Raw genomic sequence first — 14957 nt, forward strand, 5'->3', positions numbered from 1 at the left:
CCCCGGCGGGTCACCTTGCGGGGGTGATGCGCCGCGCGCCCGGGGCGACGAGGCTGGAGGCCACCGTCGAGGCGAAGGGAGCCGGCCCCATGCGCTACGAGATCCGGGTGTCCGGCGTGTTGCAGGAGACGACCCGCCGGGAGGGCTTCCCCGAGCTGGAGAGCAGGGTCGTGCCCGATCACACCGTTCTGTACGGGGATGTCGTCGACGAGGCCCACCTGTTCGGGCTGCTGAACCGCTGCCAGGCGCTGGGGCTCCGGGTGACGGAGCTGCACCGGCTGCCCGAGTGAGGCGCCGCCGCCGATTCACCGCTCGTCCGGCTCACCGTTCGTCGGGTTCACCGCTCGTCGAGCAGGTGCAGCCGGACGGCGGCGCGCACCGCCTCGCGGCGGTTGGCCGTCAGCAACTTCCGGTTGATGCTCTTGAGGTGGGTCTTCACCGTGTTCGGTGACAGGAACAGCTCGTCGGCGATCTCCTGGGTCGACAGCATCCGCGCCGCGTGGGCCAGGACGTCGCGCTCCCGCTCCGTGAGCGGCTCGGTCGGCGGCGGCGGGCCGTTGCCGTGCCATCCGTTGCCGGGCCGTCCGTCGGCGGACCGCCCGTTCGGGGCCGGGGCGGCCGTCGGGGCCGGGCCGGGGGAGGGCGGGCGCAGATCGCCGGGCAGCCAGGTGTGGGCCCGGGCCAGCTCGGGCCGTCGGCGCAGTTGGCGCCGCACCCAGGGGGCGGACTCGCGGAACGGCCGGACCAGCCGCTCCGGTTCGGCCGTGGCGAGGGCCTGCGCCAGCAGCCGGGTGCTGTCCGGGCCGCCCGTCCCGGCGTCGGCCTCGGCCTCGGCCAGCAGGAGCAGCGCACGGGTGCGGGTCGCGCCGCCCACGGCGGGGTCGTCGCGCAGCGCGCGCAGCCGGTCGAGGGCGCCCGCCGCGTCCGTCCCGGCGGCCAACCGGGCCCGCGCCGCCACCACGAGCGAGTCCGGCGCGCGGGTCGGCACGCCCTCCAGGGCCGCCACCGCCGCCTGCGGCCGGCCGGCCGCCAGGTGCGCGGCGCAGGCGGCCACGGCGAGGCGCTCGCGGCTCCAGTCCGACGGCCGGTCGGCGAGCGCGCCCTCCCGGGCCTCCGCCAGCAGCCGCAGCGCGGCGTCGGGGCGGCCCCGGGCCAGTTCCAGCCCGGCGCCGATCACCGCGTTCCCCAGGGTGACCAGGGGATCGCGCTCGGGCGCGGGGCGCGCCGTCGTCCGCCGCAGCGCCCGGCGGGCGTCGGCCGACTCGTCGCGCTCCAGCGCCGTGGCGGCCAGCACCAGGTCGCGCACCGGGGTGCGGGCATCGGGCGGCAGGCTGCAGCGGTCGGCCTCCTCGTCGGCCTCGCGCACCCGCTGCTCGGCGCGCCCGGACCGGCCGCGCAGCTGGTCGATGAGCGCCAGCCGGCACAGCGAGTCGTGGCGCAGCCGGGCGGTGGCGGGTGAGGGCGGGGCCTGCACCGCGCTCTCCAGGGCCGCCTGCGCCTCGTCGAGGCGGCCGTGCCACAGCAGGGCCGAGCCGAGGCCGGCGTCCACCAGGGCGAGCAGCTCGGGGTGCCGTTCCAGCGGGTCGGACGGCACCCGGCGCGCCAGCTCGTGGGCGCGGCGCGCGGCGTGGTCGGCGAGCGCGGCCGAGCCGAGCAGGCGGGCGGCCTCCGTGCGCACGAAGGCGGCCGCCAGCTGGAGTTCGGGCTGCTGCTCCGGCAGCAGGGGGTCGACGCGCGCCAGGATCCGCAGCGCGTCGTCCGCCTCCTCGCGGCCCAGCCGGACGGCCGCGCGGACGAGGTCGGCGGCCGGGGCCCGCTCGGCCGGCGGCATCCCGGAGAACAGGTCGCCCAGCCGGGCGGCGTCGTGGCCGGCGACCAGCTCGCCGAGGGCCAGCTCGTCGACGAGGAGCTGCGCGGCGAGCCCCCAGGCGCCGCCCTCGGCGGCGTGCTCCAGCGCGGCCCGGTACTGGCCGTGGTCGGCGAGCCAGCGGGCGGCCCGCACCCGCAGCCCGTCCACCCGCTCCGGGGCGGCGGCGCGCAGGTGCAGGCGCAGGATGCCCGCGAACATCGGGTGCAGCCGGTACCAGCCGTCGGGCAGGGCCTCGGTGAAGGCGTTGTCCTGGTGCAGCCGGTCCAGGATCCGCCGGCCGTCCCGGCGCCCGGTGAGCGCGTCGGCGAGGTCCGGGTGGACCCGGCCCAGGATGCTGCAGCGCAGCAGCAGGTCCTGGGTCGGCGCGGGCTGGGTGCGCAGCACCTCGGCGAGGAGGTAGTCGGAGAGCGCGGCCTGCTCGGCGTCGATCCGTCCGAGGTACGCCTCGGGGTCGTCGGTGTCCTTGGCGGCGAGCGCCAGCAGCCGCAGTCCGGCCGCCCAGCCGGACACCGCCCGGTGCACCGCGTCGACGGTGGACGCCTCCGGGTGCAGCCCGTGCCGCTCCAGCAGCGCGGCCGCCTCGGCGCGGCTGAGCGCGAGGTCGGCGGCGTGGAGTTCGCCGAGCTCGCCCGCGGCCCGGTAGCGGTGCAGGGGCAGCAGCGGCTCGCGGCGGCCGACCAGGACCAGCCGCAGCCGGCCCGCGGTGTGGCGGACCAGGTCGTGCAGCTGTCCGGTCAGCCGGGGGTTGTCGATGTGCTCGAACTCGTCCAGCACCAGGACCAGCGGCCGGGGCCGGTCGTTGATCCACGCGGCCAGCCGGACCAGCAGGGACGGTTCGACGTGCTCGGCCCGGGCCGGGGCGCCGACCTCGTCGGGCAGCCCGGGGACGCCGCCCTGCAGGGCCTCCCGGACGTACGCCCAGAAGGTGCCGGGCTGGTTGTCGCTCTCCTCCAGGGTGAGCCACCCCGCGGGCCCGGGGAGCCGGCCGCGCGCCAGCCAGTCGGCGACCAGCAGGGTCTTGCCCGCCCCCGCCGGTCCGTCGACCAGGGTCACCGGCCGGGACGTGGCCGTGTCCAGCTGCCGCAGCAGCCGTTCGCGCCGCAGGAAGGTGGCGGCCGGCGGGCCGGGCGGACGGACCCGGGTGACGAGCATCGGATCCCCGTTGGGGAGGGTCGCGGGCGCTGTGCGGGTGTGCGGCATGGGGCCACCGCCTGACGGTTCCGCCGTGCGGGCGGGCACGGCCGGGTGCGGAGCGCCGGGCCGCGGGCGCGCCGTCGTGTACGCCTCGGGGAGACGACACCTCGACGGTAGTACGGCCCGGCGGCGGCGTGCCATCCGAGCGGTCGGGCGGCCCGCCTCACCTGCCGGGGGTGAGGCGGGCCGCCCGCCGCGGCGGCGACCATCGTGGCGAGGACCGGTCGGGCCGGCCGGTCCGCCACCCACCCCGCAGGAGGCCGCCGTGACCGTCCCCGGACCGGCATCCCGCAGACGCGTCCCGGGCCCGGACCGGGCGGAGGGGCGGACCGACTACGCGGGCGCCGTCTACGGCTCGATGCTGGCGGCCTCGGTGATCGCGGCCTCCAGCCTGACCGAACCGCATCCGCGGCTCGCGCTGATCCTGCTGCTGGTGGTCACCGGCCTGGTGTTCTGGGCGGCCCACGTCTACGCGCACGTCGCCGGACAGCGCGAGGCCGGCCGCCAGGTCACCCGGCGCCAGGTGCGCGAGGTGGGGCGGCACGAGTGGCCCATCGTCGAGGCCGCCGTGCTGCCGGCCCTGGCCGTCCTGCTCAGCCCCTGGCTCGGGACGGGGCAGACCGCCTGGCTCGCCCTCGGCGTCGCGGTGGCCCAGCAGGTGGGCTGGGCGAGCCTGGGTGCCCGCCGGGCGGGCGCGGCGCCGCGCCAGGTCCTCGCCGAGGGCGCGGTCAACCTGCTGCTGGGCCTGGTCATCGTGGCGGCCAAGGTGGCCGTCGGGCACTGAATCACCCGGACCGGGTGGTCCCGGCGGCACACCCGCCGTGGCGCAGTGGTGGTGCAGGGCCGCCCCGGCCGCCCCGGCCCGGAGCAGCCGCCCGGAGCAGCCCCTGGACCAGCCACCTGGAGGCCATCATGACCGCCGCCGTTCCGCACGGCGCCGCCCCGTCGGCCGGGGCGTCCGCGCCGACCGACCACGCCGGTTCCGGGCTGCTGACCTTCGCCGGAGTGCTGCTGGTGCTGGTCGGCTCCCTGAACGCCCTGGACGGCATCTCCGCCATCGCCGGCTCGCACGTCTTCATCGGGGACGCCCACTTCGTCTTCGGGGACCTGCTGGCCTGGGGCTGGGTGATGCTGGCCCTGGCCGTCGCCCAACTCGCCGCCGCCTACGGCGTGCTGGCCCTGCGCACCCAGTGGGCCCGGTGGGCCGGCGTCGTCGTCCTGGTGCTCAACGCCTTCGCGCAGATGTCCTTCGTCCCGTCGTACCCGGTGTGGTCGCTGACGATCATCGCGATCGACGTCGTCGCCATCTACGCGCTGACCGCCTACGCCACCCCCGACCGGTGGCCGTCGGCCTCCTCCGAGCAACCCCCCGGCCCCGGCGGCACCACCTGAGCGACCGGGCCCCGTCCGCGGATTCCGCGGCCGCCCCCACCGGCCGAGCCGGCGGGGGCGGCCGGCGCGCCGTCCACCGGGATCGGGCGGCATGGCGCGCGCCGTTGCGGGCAGACGGGCCCACGGGCCGGCGCTGACGGTCCGTCGGGCGAACCCCGGCGGGCCGTCGGGCGTCCGCCGGCCCGCACCGCCGCCACCGCCGAGGAGGAACCGATGACCCGGCCCGTCCCCCCGAACCTGTCCGTCGCCCACCTGGCCGCCGAGGCCGCCGAACTGCTGCGCGCCGCCGGGGCCGCCCCGCAGGGCGGCCGGCCGGGCCTGCTGCACACCGCCGAGGCGGCCGAGACCGTCGGCGCCCTGGCCGGGCTCACCGCCCGGCTGCCCGACCTGCTGGACCGCGTCGAGGCGTTCCTGAGCAGCGAGCAGGCGGCCGGCCGGATCGCCTCCCCGGCGGCCGGCGACGACGGGTTCGCCGCTGTTCGTACCGCCCGCGACGCCCGCGAGCAGCTCTACGAGGCGAGCCGCACCGCCGCGCTGCTCGCGGAGTCCCTGGCGGCGGCGACCGCGATCCTCGCCCCGCTCGGCGCGACCCGCGCCACCGGCGGCCCGACCGTCCCGCACGTCTGACCCGTCCGGTCCGCCCGCCCCGCCCGGCCGCTCAGCCCGGCCGCACCGTGTCCGCCGCCGGCCGCTCCAGCCGCCAGACCACCTCGATCCCGGTGCCGGCCGGAGGCACCGGCGGCGTGCCCGGCCCGCGTCCGACCTCGGCGAAGCCCAGCCGGCGCGGCACGGCGGCGCTGGCGGTGTTGGCCAGGTCGTGCGCGATCTCCACGAACGCCACGTCCGGCAGCGCGAACATCTCGGCGGCCAGCGCCGCCGCCGCCCGGGTCGCGATGCCCCTCCCGGTGGCGCCCGGGTGCAGCCAGTACCCCAGCCGCCGCCCGCCGGGCTCGGCCCAGCGGTAGGCCTGGCACATCCCGAGGAGCCTGCCGTCCCCGGCGGCGACGGCGTAGTTGAACACCTCGCCCTCGTCCCACCGCAGACCGCAGCGCGCGAGGAACCCCCGGGTGTGCTCCGCGCTGTGCTCGGTGACCCAGGTCTCCCAGGGCCGCAGGTGCTCCAGCGACTCCTCGATCAGGGCCGTCGCCGCGGCGAAGTCCTCCCGCTCCCGCCACCGTCGCAGCGTGAAGTCCCCACAGTCGATGATCTCTCTCGGTCGCCCCATGGAGGCCATGATGGCCCGCACCGCATACGCACCGCCAGACCTCGATACCGCCGGGTACGGAAGCCGCCGGGCCGGGACGCGGAGGGGCCGCACCCGAGCCGGGTGCGGCCCCGCGGGGCGTCGGTCAGTACCGGTCGCCGAAGCGGCGACGGAACCGCTCGACGCGGCCGGCGGTGTCGAGGACCCGGGAGCGGCCGGTGTGGAAGGGGTGGCTCGCCGAGGAGATCTCGACGTCGATCACCGGGTAGCTGCGGCCGTCCTCCCACTCGACCGTACGGTCACCGGTGACCGTCGAACGGGACAGGAAGGCCAGGCCGCCGCTCTTGTCGCGGAAGACGACGGGCCGGTACGCGGGGTGGATGGCGGTCTGCACGGGATGCCCCTTCGGTCGGGTCGGGTCGGTGGGTGCGGCGGGCCGGCGGGTCAGCGCTCCTCGCGGAAGTCGACGTGCCGGGCCACGACCGGGTCGTACTTGCGCAGCACCATCCGGTCCGCGTCGCTGCGGCGGTTCTTGCGGGTGACGTACGTGTAGCCGGTGCCCGCGGTGGAGCGGAGCTTGATCACCGGGCGCAGTTCGCTGCGGGCCATGGGGTGTCCTCCCGGGGTCGCTCGGTGGGGGGCCGGAACCCTCCACCGTCATGAATGTCGTTTTCATCCGGCTCCAACGCGAGCCGTGCCCGGGGCATTCCCGGGGTCCGGGAGCAGGTGTCAGCGCCGCGCCAGCGCCGCCACGGCCCCGGCGAACCGCGCCGGACCGTGCGGCACGGTGTCGAGGAAGAGGTTCGGCTCGACGAGCTCCAGCTCCAGGACCACCGCCTCCCCGGAGCCGTCCAGCACCAGGTCCACCCGGGCGAACAGCGGCGGGCGGGGGGAGGGCACCGTGGCGAGGGCCGCCCGTGCGGTGCGGATCTCCGCCCCGGTCGGCCGGTACGGGACGAGGCCGGGATGCGGGTGCCGGTCGTTGTCGATCACCCCGGGCTCGGTCAGCACGGGGTCCTTGCGGACCGCGTGGCTGAAGTCGCCGTTGAGCAGCACCAGCGCCCGTTCCCCCTCCGCCACCCGGGGCAGGTAGGGCTGGACCATCACGCCGCGGCCCCGCTCCAGCAGCGTCCGGACGTGCCGGGCGGCCTGGTCGGGGCGGCCGGGCGCGTAGCGGGCGGTGTCCAGCGCGCCCGCCGAGATCACCGGCTTGACCACCACGCCGTCCGGGCCGTCCAGCTCCTCCGGGTCGACCGGGGAGCCGGGTTCGAGGAAGCGGGTGGGGACGACGGGGACGCCGCGGCGGGCCAGCTCCGCGAGGTAGTGCTTGTCGCTGTTCCAGCGGATCACCGGCGCGGGGTTCCACAGCCGGGTGGCGCGGGCGGTGCGGTCGGCCCAGCCGAGGAAGGCGTCGAGCCGCTCCACGTAGTCCCAGGTCGAGCGGACGACCGCCAGGTCGAACCGCTCCCAGGCCGTCCGCTCCGCCGACCACACCACCGGCTCCGCGGCCAGCCCGCGCGCGGCCAGCGCCGCCACGACGGGCGCGAGGTCGCCGTCGAGCGCCCGCCCCACCTCGCTGGTCACCACGGCGACCCTGGTCACGGTCATGGCTGCCCTCCTGCCGGTGCCCCGGGAGTACCGGTGCCCCGGGAACCAGTCTGACCCCGGTGGCACCCGATCGAGCGATTGCGGGCCGTGGCCGTCGTCCGTAGCGTCGGGACGTCCTTGGTTCGTACCCTCCCAGGAGCGCGCGATGACGACCACCCTCTTCGGCCTCGTACCGTCACCGAACGAAGACGAGTTCGTCTTCCGGCTCGATGACGAGGCGAGGATCAGGCAGGCCCGGGAGATCCTCTCCGGGAACGAGACGTCCAGGGTGCACGTCCAGGGACGGGTCGTGCCGGAGACGGCGGACCACAATCCGGAGTGGAACTTCCATCTGGATCCCGGCAGCATCACGTTCTTCGACGAGGCGGACGAGGACTGCGACGCCACGGGGCACTACGTCGCGACGCAGCTGGACCGCGTCGGCGAGGAGGGCTTCCTGCCGGAGAACATCTGGGCCCCCTCGCGTTCCAGGATCACCCGGGAACTCGGCGGCTGACCGCCCCTGCGCCCGCCGGGGGACTCCGGCCGGCGCGGGGGCGCCCCGCGGTGCGCGCGGCATCGCGGGGCGCCCCTTCTGTGCTCCTCGCGGGCTCAGCCCTTGGCGAAGCCGTTCGGGCTGAGCGAGTCGAAGCCGAGCCGGACGGCGGTGACCGTCCCCAGGTCGGCGTTGGTGGTGTGCACCGACACCAGCTCCTGGTCGGTCAGCGCCCGGCGGTGGATCCGGAACTCGTCCAGCGAGCCGGTGAAGCGGTTGGTGCCGTCGGGCTTCGCCCCGAGCTCGAACCCGCTCACCGCGAACGCGTCGGTGACCGTCACCGAGCCCGCCGGAACGGCCGACGAGCCGACCACCGCGCCGTCCACCAGCAGCTGCAGCGCGCCGGCGGAGCGGCGCAGCGCCACCTGGTGCCAGGCGCCGTCGCCGAACGCCGTGGCCGCCGAGGCGTCCACCGCCGTCACCGTGGTGGTCGAGGTGTCCGTCTCGAAGGCCGCGTGGAGCCGGTCCTGCGAGGGCTGGACCCGCAGCCAGATCTGCCGCTCGGCGGCGCCCGTCCCATACGCCCAGAGCAGCACCTGGTCCGGGTCGCCCGGCTTGGCCTGGTACCGCACCTCGGTGCTGATCGTGAAGTCGCCGGCGCCGAGCGCCACCGCGGAGCGGTAGGGCAGCCGCACGTCGTCGTCGGCGCCGTCCAGGGTGAGCGCCGCGCCGAACGCGCCGGCCGGCGTGAGCCGGGCCCCGCCGTCCACCCGGGCGTTGACGCAGTGCACGGAGCTGTCCGGGGTGGACGGCCCGTCGTCCAGGCGGACCACGTCGTGCTGCTGGGTCCACTGGTTCTCGAAGCTCCACCAGAGCGCCGGCAGGTCGCCCGGGTAGTAGCCGCTGCTGCCGTCCGGCGAGCCGGCCACCGTCGCCAGCTCGGCGGGGCTCAGTGCCCGGTGGTAGAGCCGGACCTCGTCCAGCGCGCCGGTCAGCACGTCGGTGCCGGTGGGCTTCGCGCCCGCCCGCAGGCCCTCGATGCCCTGCTCGGGGCCGGCCGTCAGCGAGCCGGTGAGGCCGTCGACGGAGGTGCCCGCACCGCCGTCCACGCTGAGCCGCACCGTGCCGCCGGTACGGGTGAGCGCCATCAGGTGCCAGGCGTCGTTGCCGAAGGCGGTGGCCGGGGAGGTGTCCGGCAGGGCCACCGCGACGCTGTCGGTGGTGGTCTGCACCCAGGCGTAGAGCCGGTCCTGGGAGGGCTGCGCCCGCACCCAGAGCGAGCGCTGGCCGGAGGTGGAGCCGTAGGCCCAGAGCAGGGCCTGGTCCCCGGTGCCGGCCTGGTACTTGAACCAGGCGGTGTAGGTGAAGTCGCCCGAGCCGACGTCGAGGGCCGGCGTGTAGGGCACCTCGACGCCGGGGCGGGTGCCGCCGACCGCGATCGCGCTCGCCCCGACCCGGCCGTCCACCAGCGAGGGCTTGCCGCCCAGCAGGGTGCCGTCGGCGCAGTGCCCGGAGACGTCCTCCTCGATGGCGACCGGGGTGCGCGTCGGCACGGTCGCCCCGTCCAGGACCTGGAAGGGCAGCCGCACGCCGAGCGCCGCGTCGGTGTCGGGCGCGAGGTCGACCGCGTTGGCGTCCCGCAGGGCGGTGATCTGGGCGGCCGTCAGCGCGGTGCGGTACAGCCGGAACTCGTCCAGGCTGCCGGTGAACCGGTCGTCGCCGGCGCCGGCCTTGGCGCCCAGGCGCAGCCCGGTGGACCGGTCGGACGGGCCCGGGGTGACGGCGCCGGTGACGCCGACGGCGGTGGCCGGGGTCCCGCCGTCGACCGCCAGGCTGACGGTGCCGCCGGTGCGCGACAGCGTCGCCAGGTGCCAGGCGCCGTCACCGAAGGCGGTCGCGGCCGAGGGGTCGGGCAGGGCGACGGGGGTGCCGGCGTCGGAGCCCTGCACCCAGCCGTAGAGCCGGTCCTGGCCGGGCTGCGCGCGCAGCCACACCTGGGGGACCGCGCCCACGCCGTAGCCCCAGAACAGGGCCTGCTGAGCGGTGGCGGCGGTCGCCTGGTACTTGAACCAGAGGGCGTAGGTGAAGTCCCCCGCGCCGGGGTCGGTCGGGCGCGACCAGGGCACGTCCACGTACTGCGCGGTGGTCCCGGTGTTGTCCAGCACCAGGCCCTGGTAGAAGCGGCCGGGGCCGAGCGCCGCGCCGCCGCGCGGGTAGGCGTCGCCGTGCTGCGAGCTCGCGTCGGGGGTGGTGACGGCGGCGGGGACCTGCTGCTGGTTGGAGCCGGTGCCGTGGAAGCCGCCGGGCAGGCCGAGCGCGGCCGCGGTGAGGGCGCGGAAGTGGATCCGGTCCGCCGAGAAGGCGGTGCCGGTCTCGTAGAGCAGCCCGATCCCGCCGTCGGCGGCCTCGACGAGGTCGGAGTAGCCCGAGGCGTCGCCGGTGATCAGGCCGTTCGCGGGGGTCTTCCAGCTGGTGCCGTTGTCGGTGGAGTAGCGCACGGTCATGTTCTTGCGGCTGCTGGGGTCGGCCGGGCCGGAGAACAGCAGGGTGTCGCCGGACGCGCTCTGCCAGGTCTGCCGCAGGGCCAGCACGGAGCCCTGGACGTCCGGGGTGACCAGCGAGGGGATCACGGTGGCGGCGGGCATCGTCGTGCCGCCGTCGGTGCTGACCGCCCGGGTGCGGTGGTTGGCGCTGCCGCCGATCTGGTTGCGCGCCATGGCGTAGACGCCGCCGCCGCGCAGCTCGGTGACGGACACCTCGCCGGGGTTGACCAGCGCCTGGCCGGGGTCGGCCGGGTCCGCCACGTAGGAGTTGGGGGTCGAGCCGGCCTGCCAGGTGGCGCCGTGGTCGTCGCTGTACAGCACGCCCGCGTAGTCCACGCCGGCGGACGGCACCTGGTGCGCCCCGACGACCAGCCGCCCGGCGTGCGCGCCCTGGGTGAGCTGGACGCCGTGCCCGGGGCCGGTCGCGAACCAGCCGTTGGTGGCGCCGGAGAAGGTCGAGGTCAGCTGCTCGGCGGGCGACCAGGTCCGGCCGTCGTCGTCGCTGTGCTGGACCCAGGGGAGCCGCTTGCCGGTCGGCGTCGCGGGGTTGGAGGTGGAGAGCAGGAAGATCCGGCCGGTGGCGGCGTCCACCACGGGCGCCGCGTTGCCCCGGGTGTAGGGCTGGTCGGCGTCGCCGGGGCCGCCGGAGAGCACCACCTCGACGGGGCCCCAGCTGCGGCCGTCGTTGGTGGAGCGGCGCACCACGATGTCGATGTCCTGGCGGTCGGCGCAGGTCGGCGACTTGCGGGCCTCGGCGAAGGCGAGCAGGGTGCCGGCCGCCGTCCGGACCAGGGCCGGGATGCGGTAGCAGCCGTAGCCGCCGGTGCCGCCCGCGAAGAGCACCTGGTCCGCGGTGCCGCTGACCCCGCTCGCGACGGCCGTCCCGGCGGGCGGGCCGGCCAGGGCGAGGACGACCGCCGTGCAGAGCGCCGCGACCCAGGCCGGCCAGGCGGGCCGGAGGGCGCCGGAGCGGAGCCGCGTCCGGCGTCCGCCCCGGCGTGAACATGATCGATTCATGACGGCGGACTGTAGGCCCGCCGCGTGTACGGAGGATGTCCGGGGCGTGCGCACCCCGTGGCCCGCCCCGCCGCCCGGGGCGGGGCGGCTGACCGGCCGTCACTCGGCCCAGGGGGAGCCCTTGATGACCTCGACGAAGTCGCCGCGTTCGAATCCGGGCAGGTAGTGGGCCAGGACGTCGGCCTTGACGTTGCCGAAGGTCGTGGCGGGCCGGTCCTTGACGCCCTCGGTGAACGCGGCGAGGATCCGGTTCTTGAAGTCGGGCCGGGGGTGGGCGGCGGTGACGGCGGCGCGCTGCCCGTCGGTGACGTCGTGGTAGCCGATGCCCAGGACGTCCAGCTCGACGCCGCGGGTGACCAGCGCGATCTCGGGCGCCATGTGCAGCGGGATCTCCGGCGTGGTGTGCAGGGCGATCGCCGCCCACACCCGGTCGGCTGGCTCGCCCGTGATGCCGTGGGCGTGCAGGAAGCGGCGGGCCTCGTCGGCACCGTCGATCTCGAAGCGCCGGTCGGCGCGGGCGAAGCGCCCGGTGAGCCCGAGGTCGTGGAACATCGCCCCGACGTAGAGCAGCTCCGGGTCGAAGTCCAGGCCCTGCTCGGCGCCGCGCAGCGCCCCGAACAGGAAGACCCGGCGGGAGTGGTCGAACAGCAGCGGGGAGGCCGCCTCCCGCACCAGTTCGGTGGCCTCCCGGGCCAGGGCGCTGTCCGGGATCCGCACGCCCGCGATCGTCTCGCTCATCTCGGTCTCCTTCTGTCGGCCACCGCTCGATGGCTCCTCCACCCTCGCCCCGGAGCGTAGGCTGGCGCCATGTCCATTCAGCCGTTCGCACCACGGATCCGGACATGACGCGACGGGTCGGCTTCCTCGTGTTCGACGCCGTGACCCTGCTCGACGTCAGCGGCCCCCTGGAGGTGTTCCACCAGGCCGGAAGGCTCGGCCACCCGTACCGGACCGTGCTGCTCTCCCCGCACGGCGGCACCGTCACCGCCTCCAACGGCGCGGCCCTGGCCGCCACCGCGGCCCCGCGGGACGCCGGGCCGCTGGACACCCTGGTGATCGCCGGAGCCGACCACCTCGCCGCCGAAGGGCCGGACGACGGCCTGCTCGCCGCCGCGCGGTCCCTGGCGGAGGGGCCGCGCCGGGTGGCGTCGGTGTGCACCGGCGCCTTCGTGCTGGCCGCGCTCGGCCTGCTCGACGGCCGCCGCGCCACCACCCACTGGCGGCACGCCGCCGCCCTCGCCCGCCGCCACCCCCGGGTGCGCGTGGAGCCCGACGCGCTGCACGTCCGGGACGGGCGCTTCCACACCAGCGCGGGCATCAGCGCGGGCATCGACCTCGCGCTCGCCCTGGTCGAGCACGACCACGGCGCCGACGCCGCCCGCGGCATCGCCCGCGAACTCGTCGTCTTCGTGCAGCGCCCCGGCGGCCAGTCCCAGTTCTCCACCGCCCTGGCCACCCCGCCGGTCCGCGGCGGGCTGCTGCGCACGCTCACCGAGGCCGTCCTCGCGGACCCGGCCGCCGACCACAGCCTGTCCGCGATGGCCGCCACCGCCGCTGTCAGCACCCGCCACCTGACCCGGCTGTTCCGCGGCGAGCTGGACACCACCCCCGCCCGCTGGGTGGAGCGGGTGCGCCTGGACCGCGCCCGGCAGCTGCTCCTCGACGGCCACAGCGTCACGGCCGCGGCCCGGCACAGCGGCCTGGGCAGCGACGAGACGCTGCGTCGCGCCTTCGCCCGCCACCTGGGGACCACGCCCACCGACTACCGCCGGCGGTTCGCGAGCACGGGCCCCTGAGGCCGGACGGGCCCTGCCGGTCGGACGCCACCCGCCGTCGGACGTCCCCTGCCGCCGGGCGGTCTCGGACGGCGGCGGGCCAGTTGCGCAGCAGCGCGTCGAGGGCGTCGATGACGCGCGGCCAGGTGTGCTCAATGGTGCGCGGGGTGTGCTGGAAGCCGGCGGGCGGAAGAAGGACGTCGGCACCCGGCTCCACGAGTCCCTCATCGTGGAGGAGAAGATCCGCCGCACGGTGGCCGACCCCGCCGCCCCCCTCGCGAGGGTCGCGGCCCGACATCTCCCGGCCCGGTGCGCGCGAAACCGCTTCGGTTGCGCCGTCCGCTCGTTGAACAGCGCATGGCGGACGGCATGGCTGGGGCGGACGGGAACGGGGACGGGCCGGGCGACGGCGGGCCGGCCCCCATGGTGTGGGCGCTGGCGGTGCGGGTGGTGGCGCTCGGGCCGCCGTACGCCGAGCTGATCGTGGAACTCGGCCCTGGCCTGTACCAGGCGTTCGCCGAGAACGTCCTGGACAGCGGGTTCGTGCTCGCGGCGGGCGAGCCCCCGGCCACGACGGCGGTCGTCGAGGCGGGGGAGGACGTCCTGATCCGGCTCGTCCTGGTCGGCGGCCGACAGGCCTGGGAGCCCGCCTCCGAGGTCCGGACGTCAACCGGCTGGCAGGAGGCGGCCCGCGGGCGGAACGCCGTGGTGGTGCTCGTCGTCCCGCCCGGGACATGGCCGCCGGACCTGATGGACCTCGACCCCCGGGAGGGCGCCGTGGCGCTCACCCGGAGCCTGGAGTCGGCCCGGGCGGCGGGCGAGGTGCTGCACGGCCTGGCCCGCTACGCCCGGCTCGACACCTGACACCTGACACCGGCCCCGGGCCGTCCGGCTAACGGGTCAACAGGCCGACCACGGCGTCGGCGAAGGCGCCGGGGGCCTCCTGCGGAACGTTGTGCCCCACGCCCGGCAGGAACCGGTGCTCGTACGGTCCGGTGAAGCAGTCGCGGTCCTCCGCCGCGCTCGGACCGCCCACGCCGTCGGCACCGCTCTCAAGGACGACGGTGGGCACGGTGATCGGCGGCTGGGCGGCGATGAGGTCCTCCAGTCCCTGGTAGCGCGGGTCGCCCTCGGCCAGGCCGAACCGGTGCCGGTAGGAGTGGATCACCACGTCGACGAAGTCGGGATTGTGCAGGCTCGCGCCGCTGGCGGGGAAGGCCGCGCTCGCACCGGCCCAGGTCGGCGACCAGGTCCGCCAGAGCAGCTCGCACAGCTCGTCGCGGTTGCGCTCCAGGCCGAGGCGCCCGCGCTCGGAGTGGAAGTAGTACTGGTACCAGTAGGTGCTCTCCCACTCCGGGGCGGCGGGTTCCCCGGCGTGGGCGAGGTCCTGGATGTTGTAGCCGTCGACCGTGACCAGGCCGCGGACGCGCTCGGGACGCAGGGCCGCGGCGATGCACGCGGCCCTGCCGCCCCAGTCGTACCCCGCGAGGACGGCGCTCCCGATGCCCAGCGCGTCCATGAAGTCGAACAGGTCCTGGGCGAGCGCCGCCTGCTGTCCGGAGCGGACCGTCGCACCGTCCCGGAACCGGGTCGGCCCGAAGCCGCGCAGATACGGTGCGAGCACGTAGCCGCCCCGCCCGGCGACGCCCGCGGCGACCTCGTCGAACGCCCGCACGTCGTAGGGGAACCCGTGGAGCAGGATCACCGGTACGGCGTCGGGTTCACCCGCGGACTCGTAGCCGATGTCCAGTACCGCGGTCGCAACCTGTCCTGATGATGAGAAGGCCATCCTGTGATCATGGCACGGACCCGCGGCGGACTCTCCCGAATTCTCCCGGCCCCGGGCGCCGGGCAGCCGACGGCGCGTCCGGCGCCCCGG

Annotated in this window: 15 protein-coding genes; 7 read left to right on the top strand and 8 right to left on the bottom strand. The window is 76.5% G+C overall.

Annotated elements, in window-relative coordinates; translation table 11 throughout:
- Window positions 1-89: 89 nt before the first annotated feature.
- Window positions 90-290, top strand: a complete 201-nt coding sequence (locus ACFC0B_RS04710; protein ID WP_355363385.1) for a hypothetical protein — start codon at window positions 90-92, stop codon at window positions 288-290.
- Window positions 291-337: 47 nt separating this feature from the next.
- On the opposite strand, the gene ACFC0B_RS04715 is transcribed toward ACFC0B_RS04710, so the two are convergent.
- Window positions 338-3070 carry a LuxR C-terminal-related transcriptional regulator gene (locus tag ACFC0B_RS04715; protein ID WP_376082090.1) on the bottom strand — a complete coding sequence of 911 codons (2733 nt, stop codon included), beginning with the start codon at window positions 3068-3070 and terminating at the stop codon, window positions 338-340.
- 259 nt (window positions 3071-3329) lie between these two features.
- Between ACFC0B_RS04715 and ACFC0B_RS04720 the strand changes: the two genes are divergently transcribed.
- The 3 genes from ACFC0B_RS04720 (at window position 3330) to ACFC0B_RS04730 (ending at window position 5083) form a co-directional block, all read left to right on the top strand.
- Window positions 3330-3848: a hypothetical protein gene (locus ACFC0B_RS04720; protein WP_376082091.1), complete on the top strand. Its 519-nt coding sequence runs from the start codon at window positions 3330-3332 to the stop codon at window positions 3846-3848.
- Window positions 3849-3976: 128 nt separating this feature from the next.
- Window positions 3977-4456: a hypothetical protein gene (locus ACFC0B_RS04725; RefSeq protein ID WP_376082093.1), complete on the top strand. Its 480-nt coding sequence runs from the start codon at window positions 3977-3979 to the stop codon at window positions 4454-4456.
- Window positions 4457-4669: 213 nt separating this feature from the next.
- Window positions 4670-5083: a hypothetical protein gene (locus ACFC0B_RS04730; protein WP_376082096.1), complete on the top strand. Its 414-nt coding sequence runs from the start codon at window positions 4670-4672 to the stop codon at window positions 5081-5083.
- 31 nt (window positions 5084-5114) lie between these two features.
- On the opposite strand, the gene ACFC0B_RS04735 is transcribed toward ACFC0B_RS04730, so the two are convergent.
- The 4 genes from ACFC0B_RS04735 to ACFC0B_RS04750 all read right to left on the bottom strand — a co-directional run bounded on the left by ACFC0B_RS04735 (window position 5115) and on the right by ACFC0B_RS04750 (window position 7268).
- Window positions 5115-5681: a GNAT family N-acetyltransferase gene (locus ACFC0B_RS04735; protein WP_376082098.1), complete on the bottom strand. Its 567-nt coding sequence runs from the start codon at window positions 5679-5681 to the stop codon at window positions 5115-5117.
- A gap of 124 nt (window positions 5682-5805) precedes the next feature.
- A complete protein-coding gene (locus ACFC0B_RS04740) occupies window positions 5806-6054 on the bottom strand; it encodes a type B 50S ribosomal protein L31 (protein WP_376082101.1) in 249 nt (82 codons plus the stop codon).
- A 50-nt stretch (window positions 6055-6104) separates the two neighbouring features.
- Window positions 6105-6269, bottom strand: a complete 165-nt coding sequence (gene rpmG, locus ACFC0B_RS04745) for a 50S ribosomal protein L33 (RefSeq protein WP_376082103.1) — start codon at window positions 6267-6269, stop codon at window positions 6105-6107.
- A gap of 120 nt (window positions 6270-6389) precedes the next feature.
- Entirely contained in the window at window positions 6390-7268 is an 879-nt protein-coding gene (locus ACFC0B_RS04750) for a RimK family alpha-L-glutamate ligase (RefSeq protein ID WP_376082106.1), read from the bottom strand.
- Between the two features lie 145 nt (window positions 7269-7413).
- Between ACFC0B_RS04750 and ACFC0B_RS04755 the strand changes: the two genes are divergently transcribed.
- The gene (locus ACFC0B_RS04755) at window positions 7414-7764 is read left to right on the top strand and encodes a calmodulin (RefSeq protein ID WP_376082109.1); all 351 of its coding nucleotides are present in this window, start codon (window positions 7414-7416) and stop codon (window positions 7762-7764) included.
- Between the two features lie 95 nt (window positions 7765-7859).
- Here ACFC0B_RS04755 and ACFC0B_RS04760 read toward each other — a convergent pair whose 3' ends face one another.
- Both ACFC0B_RS04760 and ACFC0B_RS04765 read right to left on the bottom strand, forming a co-directional pair.
- Window positions 7860-11303: a LamG-like jellyroll fold domain-containing protein gene (locus tag ACFC0B_RS04760; protein ID WP_376082112.1), complete on the bottom strand. Its 3444-nt coding sequence runs from the start codon at window positions 11301-11303 to the stop codon at window positions 7860-7862.
- A 99-nt stretch (window positions 11304-11402) separates the two neighbouring features.
- Window positions 11403-12041 carry an HD domain-containing protein gene (locus ACFC0B_RS04765; protein WP_376082114.1) on the bottom strand — a complete coding sequence of 213 codons (639 nt, stop codon included), beginning with the start codon at window positions 12039-12041 and terminating at the stop codon, window positions 11403-11405.
- Window positions 12042-12145: 104 nt separating this feature from the next.
- Here ACFC0B_RS04765 and ACFC0B_RS04770 point away from each other — a divergent pair, with 104 nt between their 5' ends.
- Complete coding sequence (locus ACFC0B_RS04770) at window positions 12146-13099, top strand: GlxA family transcriptional regulator (protein ID WP_376082117.1); 954 nt, start codon at window positions 12146-12148, stop codon at window positions 13097-13099.
- A gap of 348 nt (window positions 13100-13447) precedes the next feature.
- A complete protein-coding gene (locus tag ACFC0B_RS04775) occupies window positions 13448-13942 on the top strand; it encodes a hypothetical protein (protein WP_376082120.1) in 495 nt (164 codons plus the stop codon).
- A gap of 28 nt (window positions 13943-13970) precedes the next feature.
- Here ACFC0B_RS04775 and ACFC0B_RS04780 read toward each other — a convergent pair whose 3' ends face one another.
- Window positions 13971-14867, bottom strand: a complete 897-nt coding sequence (locus ACFC0B_RS04780) for an alpha/beta fold hydrolase (protein WP_376082123.1) — start codon at window positions 14865-14867, stop codon at window positions 13971-13973.
- Window positions 14868-14957 lie beyond the last annotated feature (90 nt).

The sequence above is a fragment of the Kitasatospora sp. NPDC056184 genome, assembly GCF_042268405.1.
GTDB lineage: Bacteria > Actinomycetota > Actinomycetes > Streptomycetales > Streptomycetaceae > Kitasatospora.

Excerpts from the sequence above, each read along its gene's own strand:
- ACFC0B_RS04770 (WP_376082117.1), top strand. The coding sequence starts at position 12,146 with ATGACGCGACGGGTCGGCTTCCTCGTGTTCGACGCCGTGACCCTGCTC.
- ACFC0B_RS04715 (WP_376082090.1), bottom strand. The coding sequence starts at position 3,070 with ATGCCGCACACCCGCACAGCGCCCGCGACCCTCCCCAACGGGGATCCG.
- ACFC0B_RS04780 (WP_376082123.1), bottom strand. The coding sequence starts at position 14,867 with ATGGCCTTCTCATCATCAGGACAGGTTGCGACCGCGGTACTGGACATC.
- ACFC0B_RS04755 (WP_376082109.1), top strand. The coding sequence starts at position 7,414 with ATGACGACCACCCTCTTCGGCCTCGTACCGTCACCGAACGAAGACGAG.
- ACFC0B_RS04760 (WP_376082112.1), bottom strand. The coding sequence starts at position 11,303 with ATGAATCGATCATGTTCACGCCGGGGCGGACGCCGGACGCGGCTCCGC.
- ACFC0B_RS04730 (WP_376082096.1), top strand. The coding sequence starts at position 4,670 with ATGACCCGGCCCGTCCCCCCGAACCTGTCCGTCGCCCACCTGGCCGCC.
- ACFC0B_RS04765 (WP_376082114.1), bottom strand. The coding sequence starts at position 12,041 with ATGAGCGAGACGATCGCGGGCGTGCGGATCCCGGACAGCGCCCTGGCC.
- ACFC0B_RS04710 (WP_355363385.1), top strand. The coding sequence starts at position 90 with ATGCGCTACGAGATCCGGGTGTCCGGCGTGTTGCAGGAGACGACCCGC.
- ACFC0B_RS04725 (WP_376082093.1), top strand. The coding sequence starts at position 3,977 with ATGACCGCCGCCGTTCCGCACGGCGCCGCCCCGTCGGCCGGGGCGTCC.
- rpmG (WP_376082103.1), bottom strand. The coding sequence starts at position 6,269 with ATGGCCCGCAGCGAACTGCGCCCGGTGATCAAGCTCCGCTCCACCGCG.
- ACFC0B_RS04735 (WP_376082098.1), bottom strand. The coding sequence starts at position 5,681 with ATGGGGCGACCGAGAGAGATCATCGACTGTGGGGACTTCACGCTGCGA.
- ACFC0B_RS04775 (WP_376082120.1), top strand. The coding sequence starts at position 13,448 with ATGGCTGGGGCGGACGGGAACGGGGACGGGCCGGGCGACGGCGGGCCG.
- ACFC0B_RS04750 (WP_376082106.1), bottom strand. The coding sequence starts at position 7,268 with ATGACCGTGACCAGGGTCGCCGTGGTGACCAGCGAGGTGGGGCGGGCG.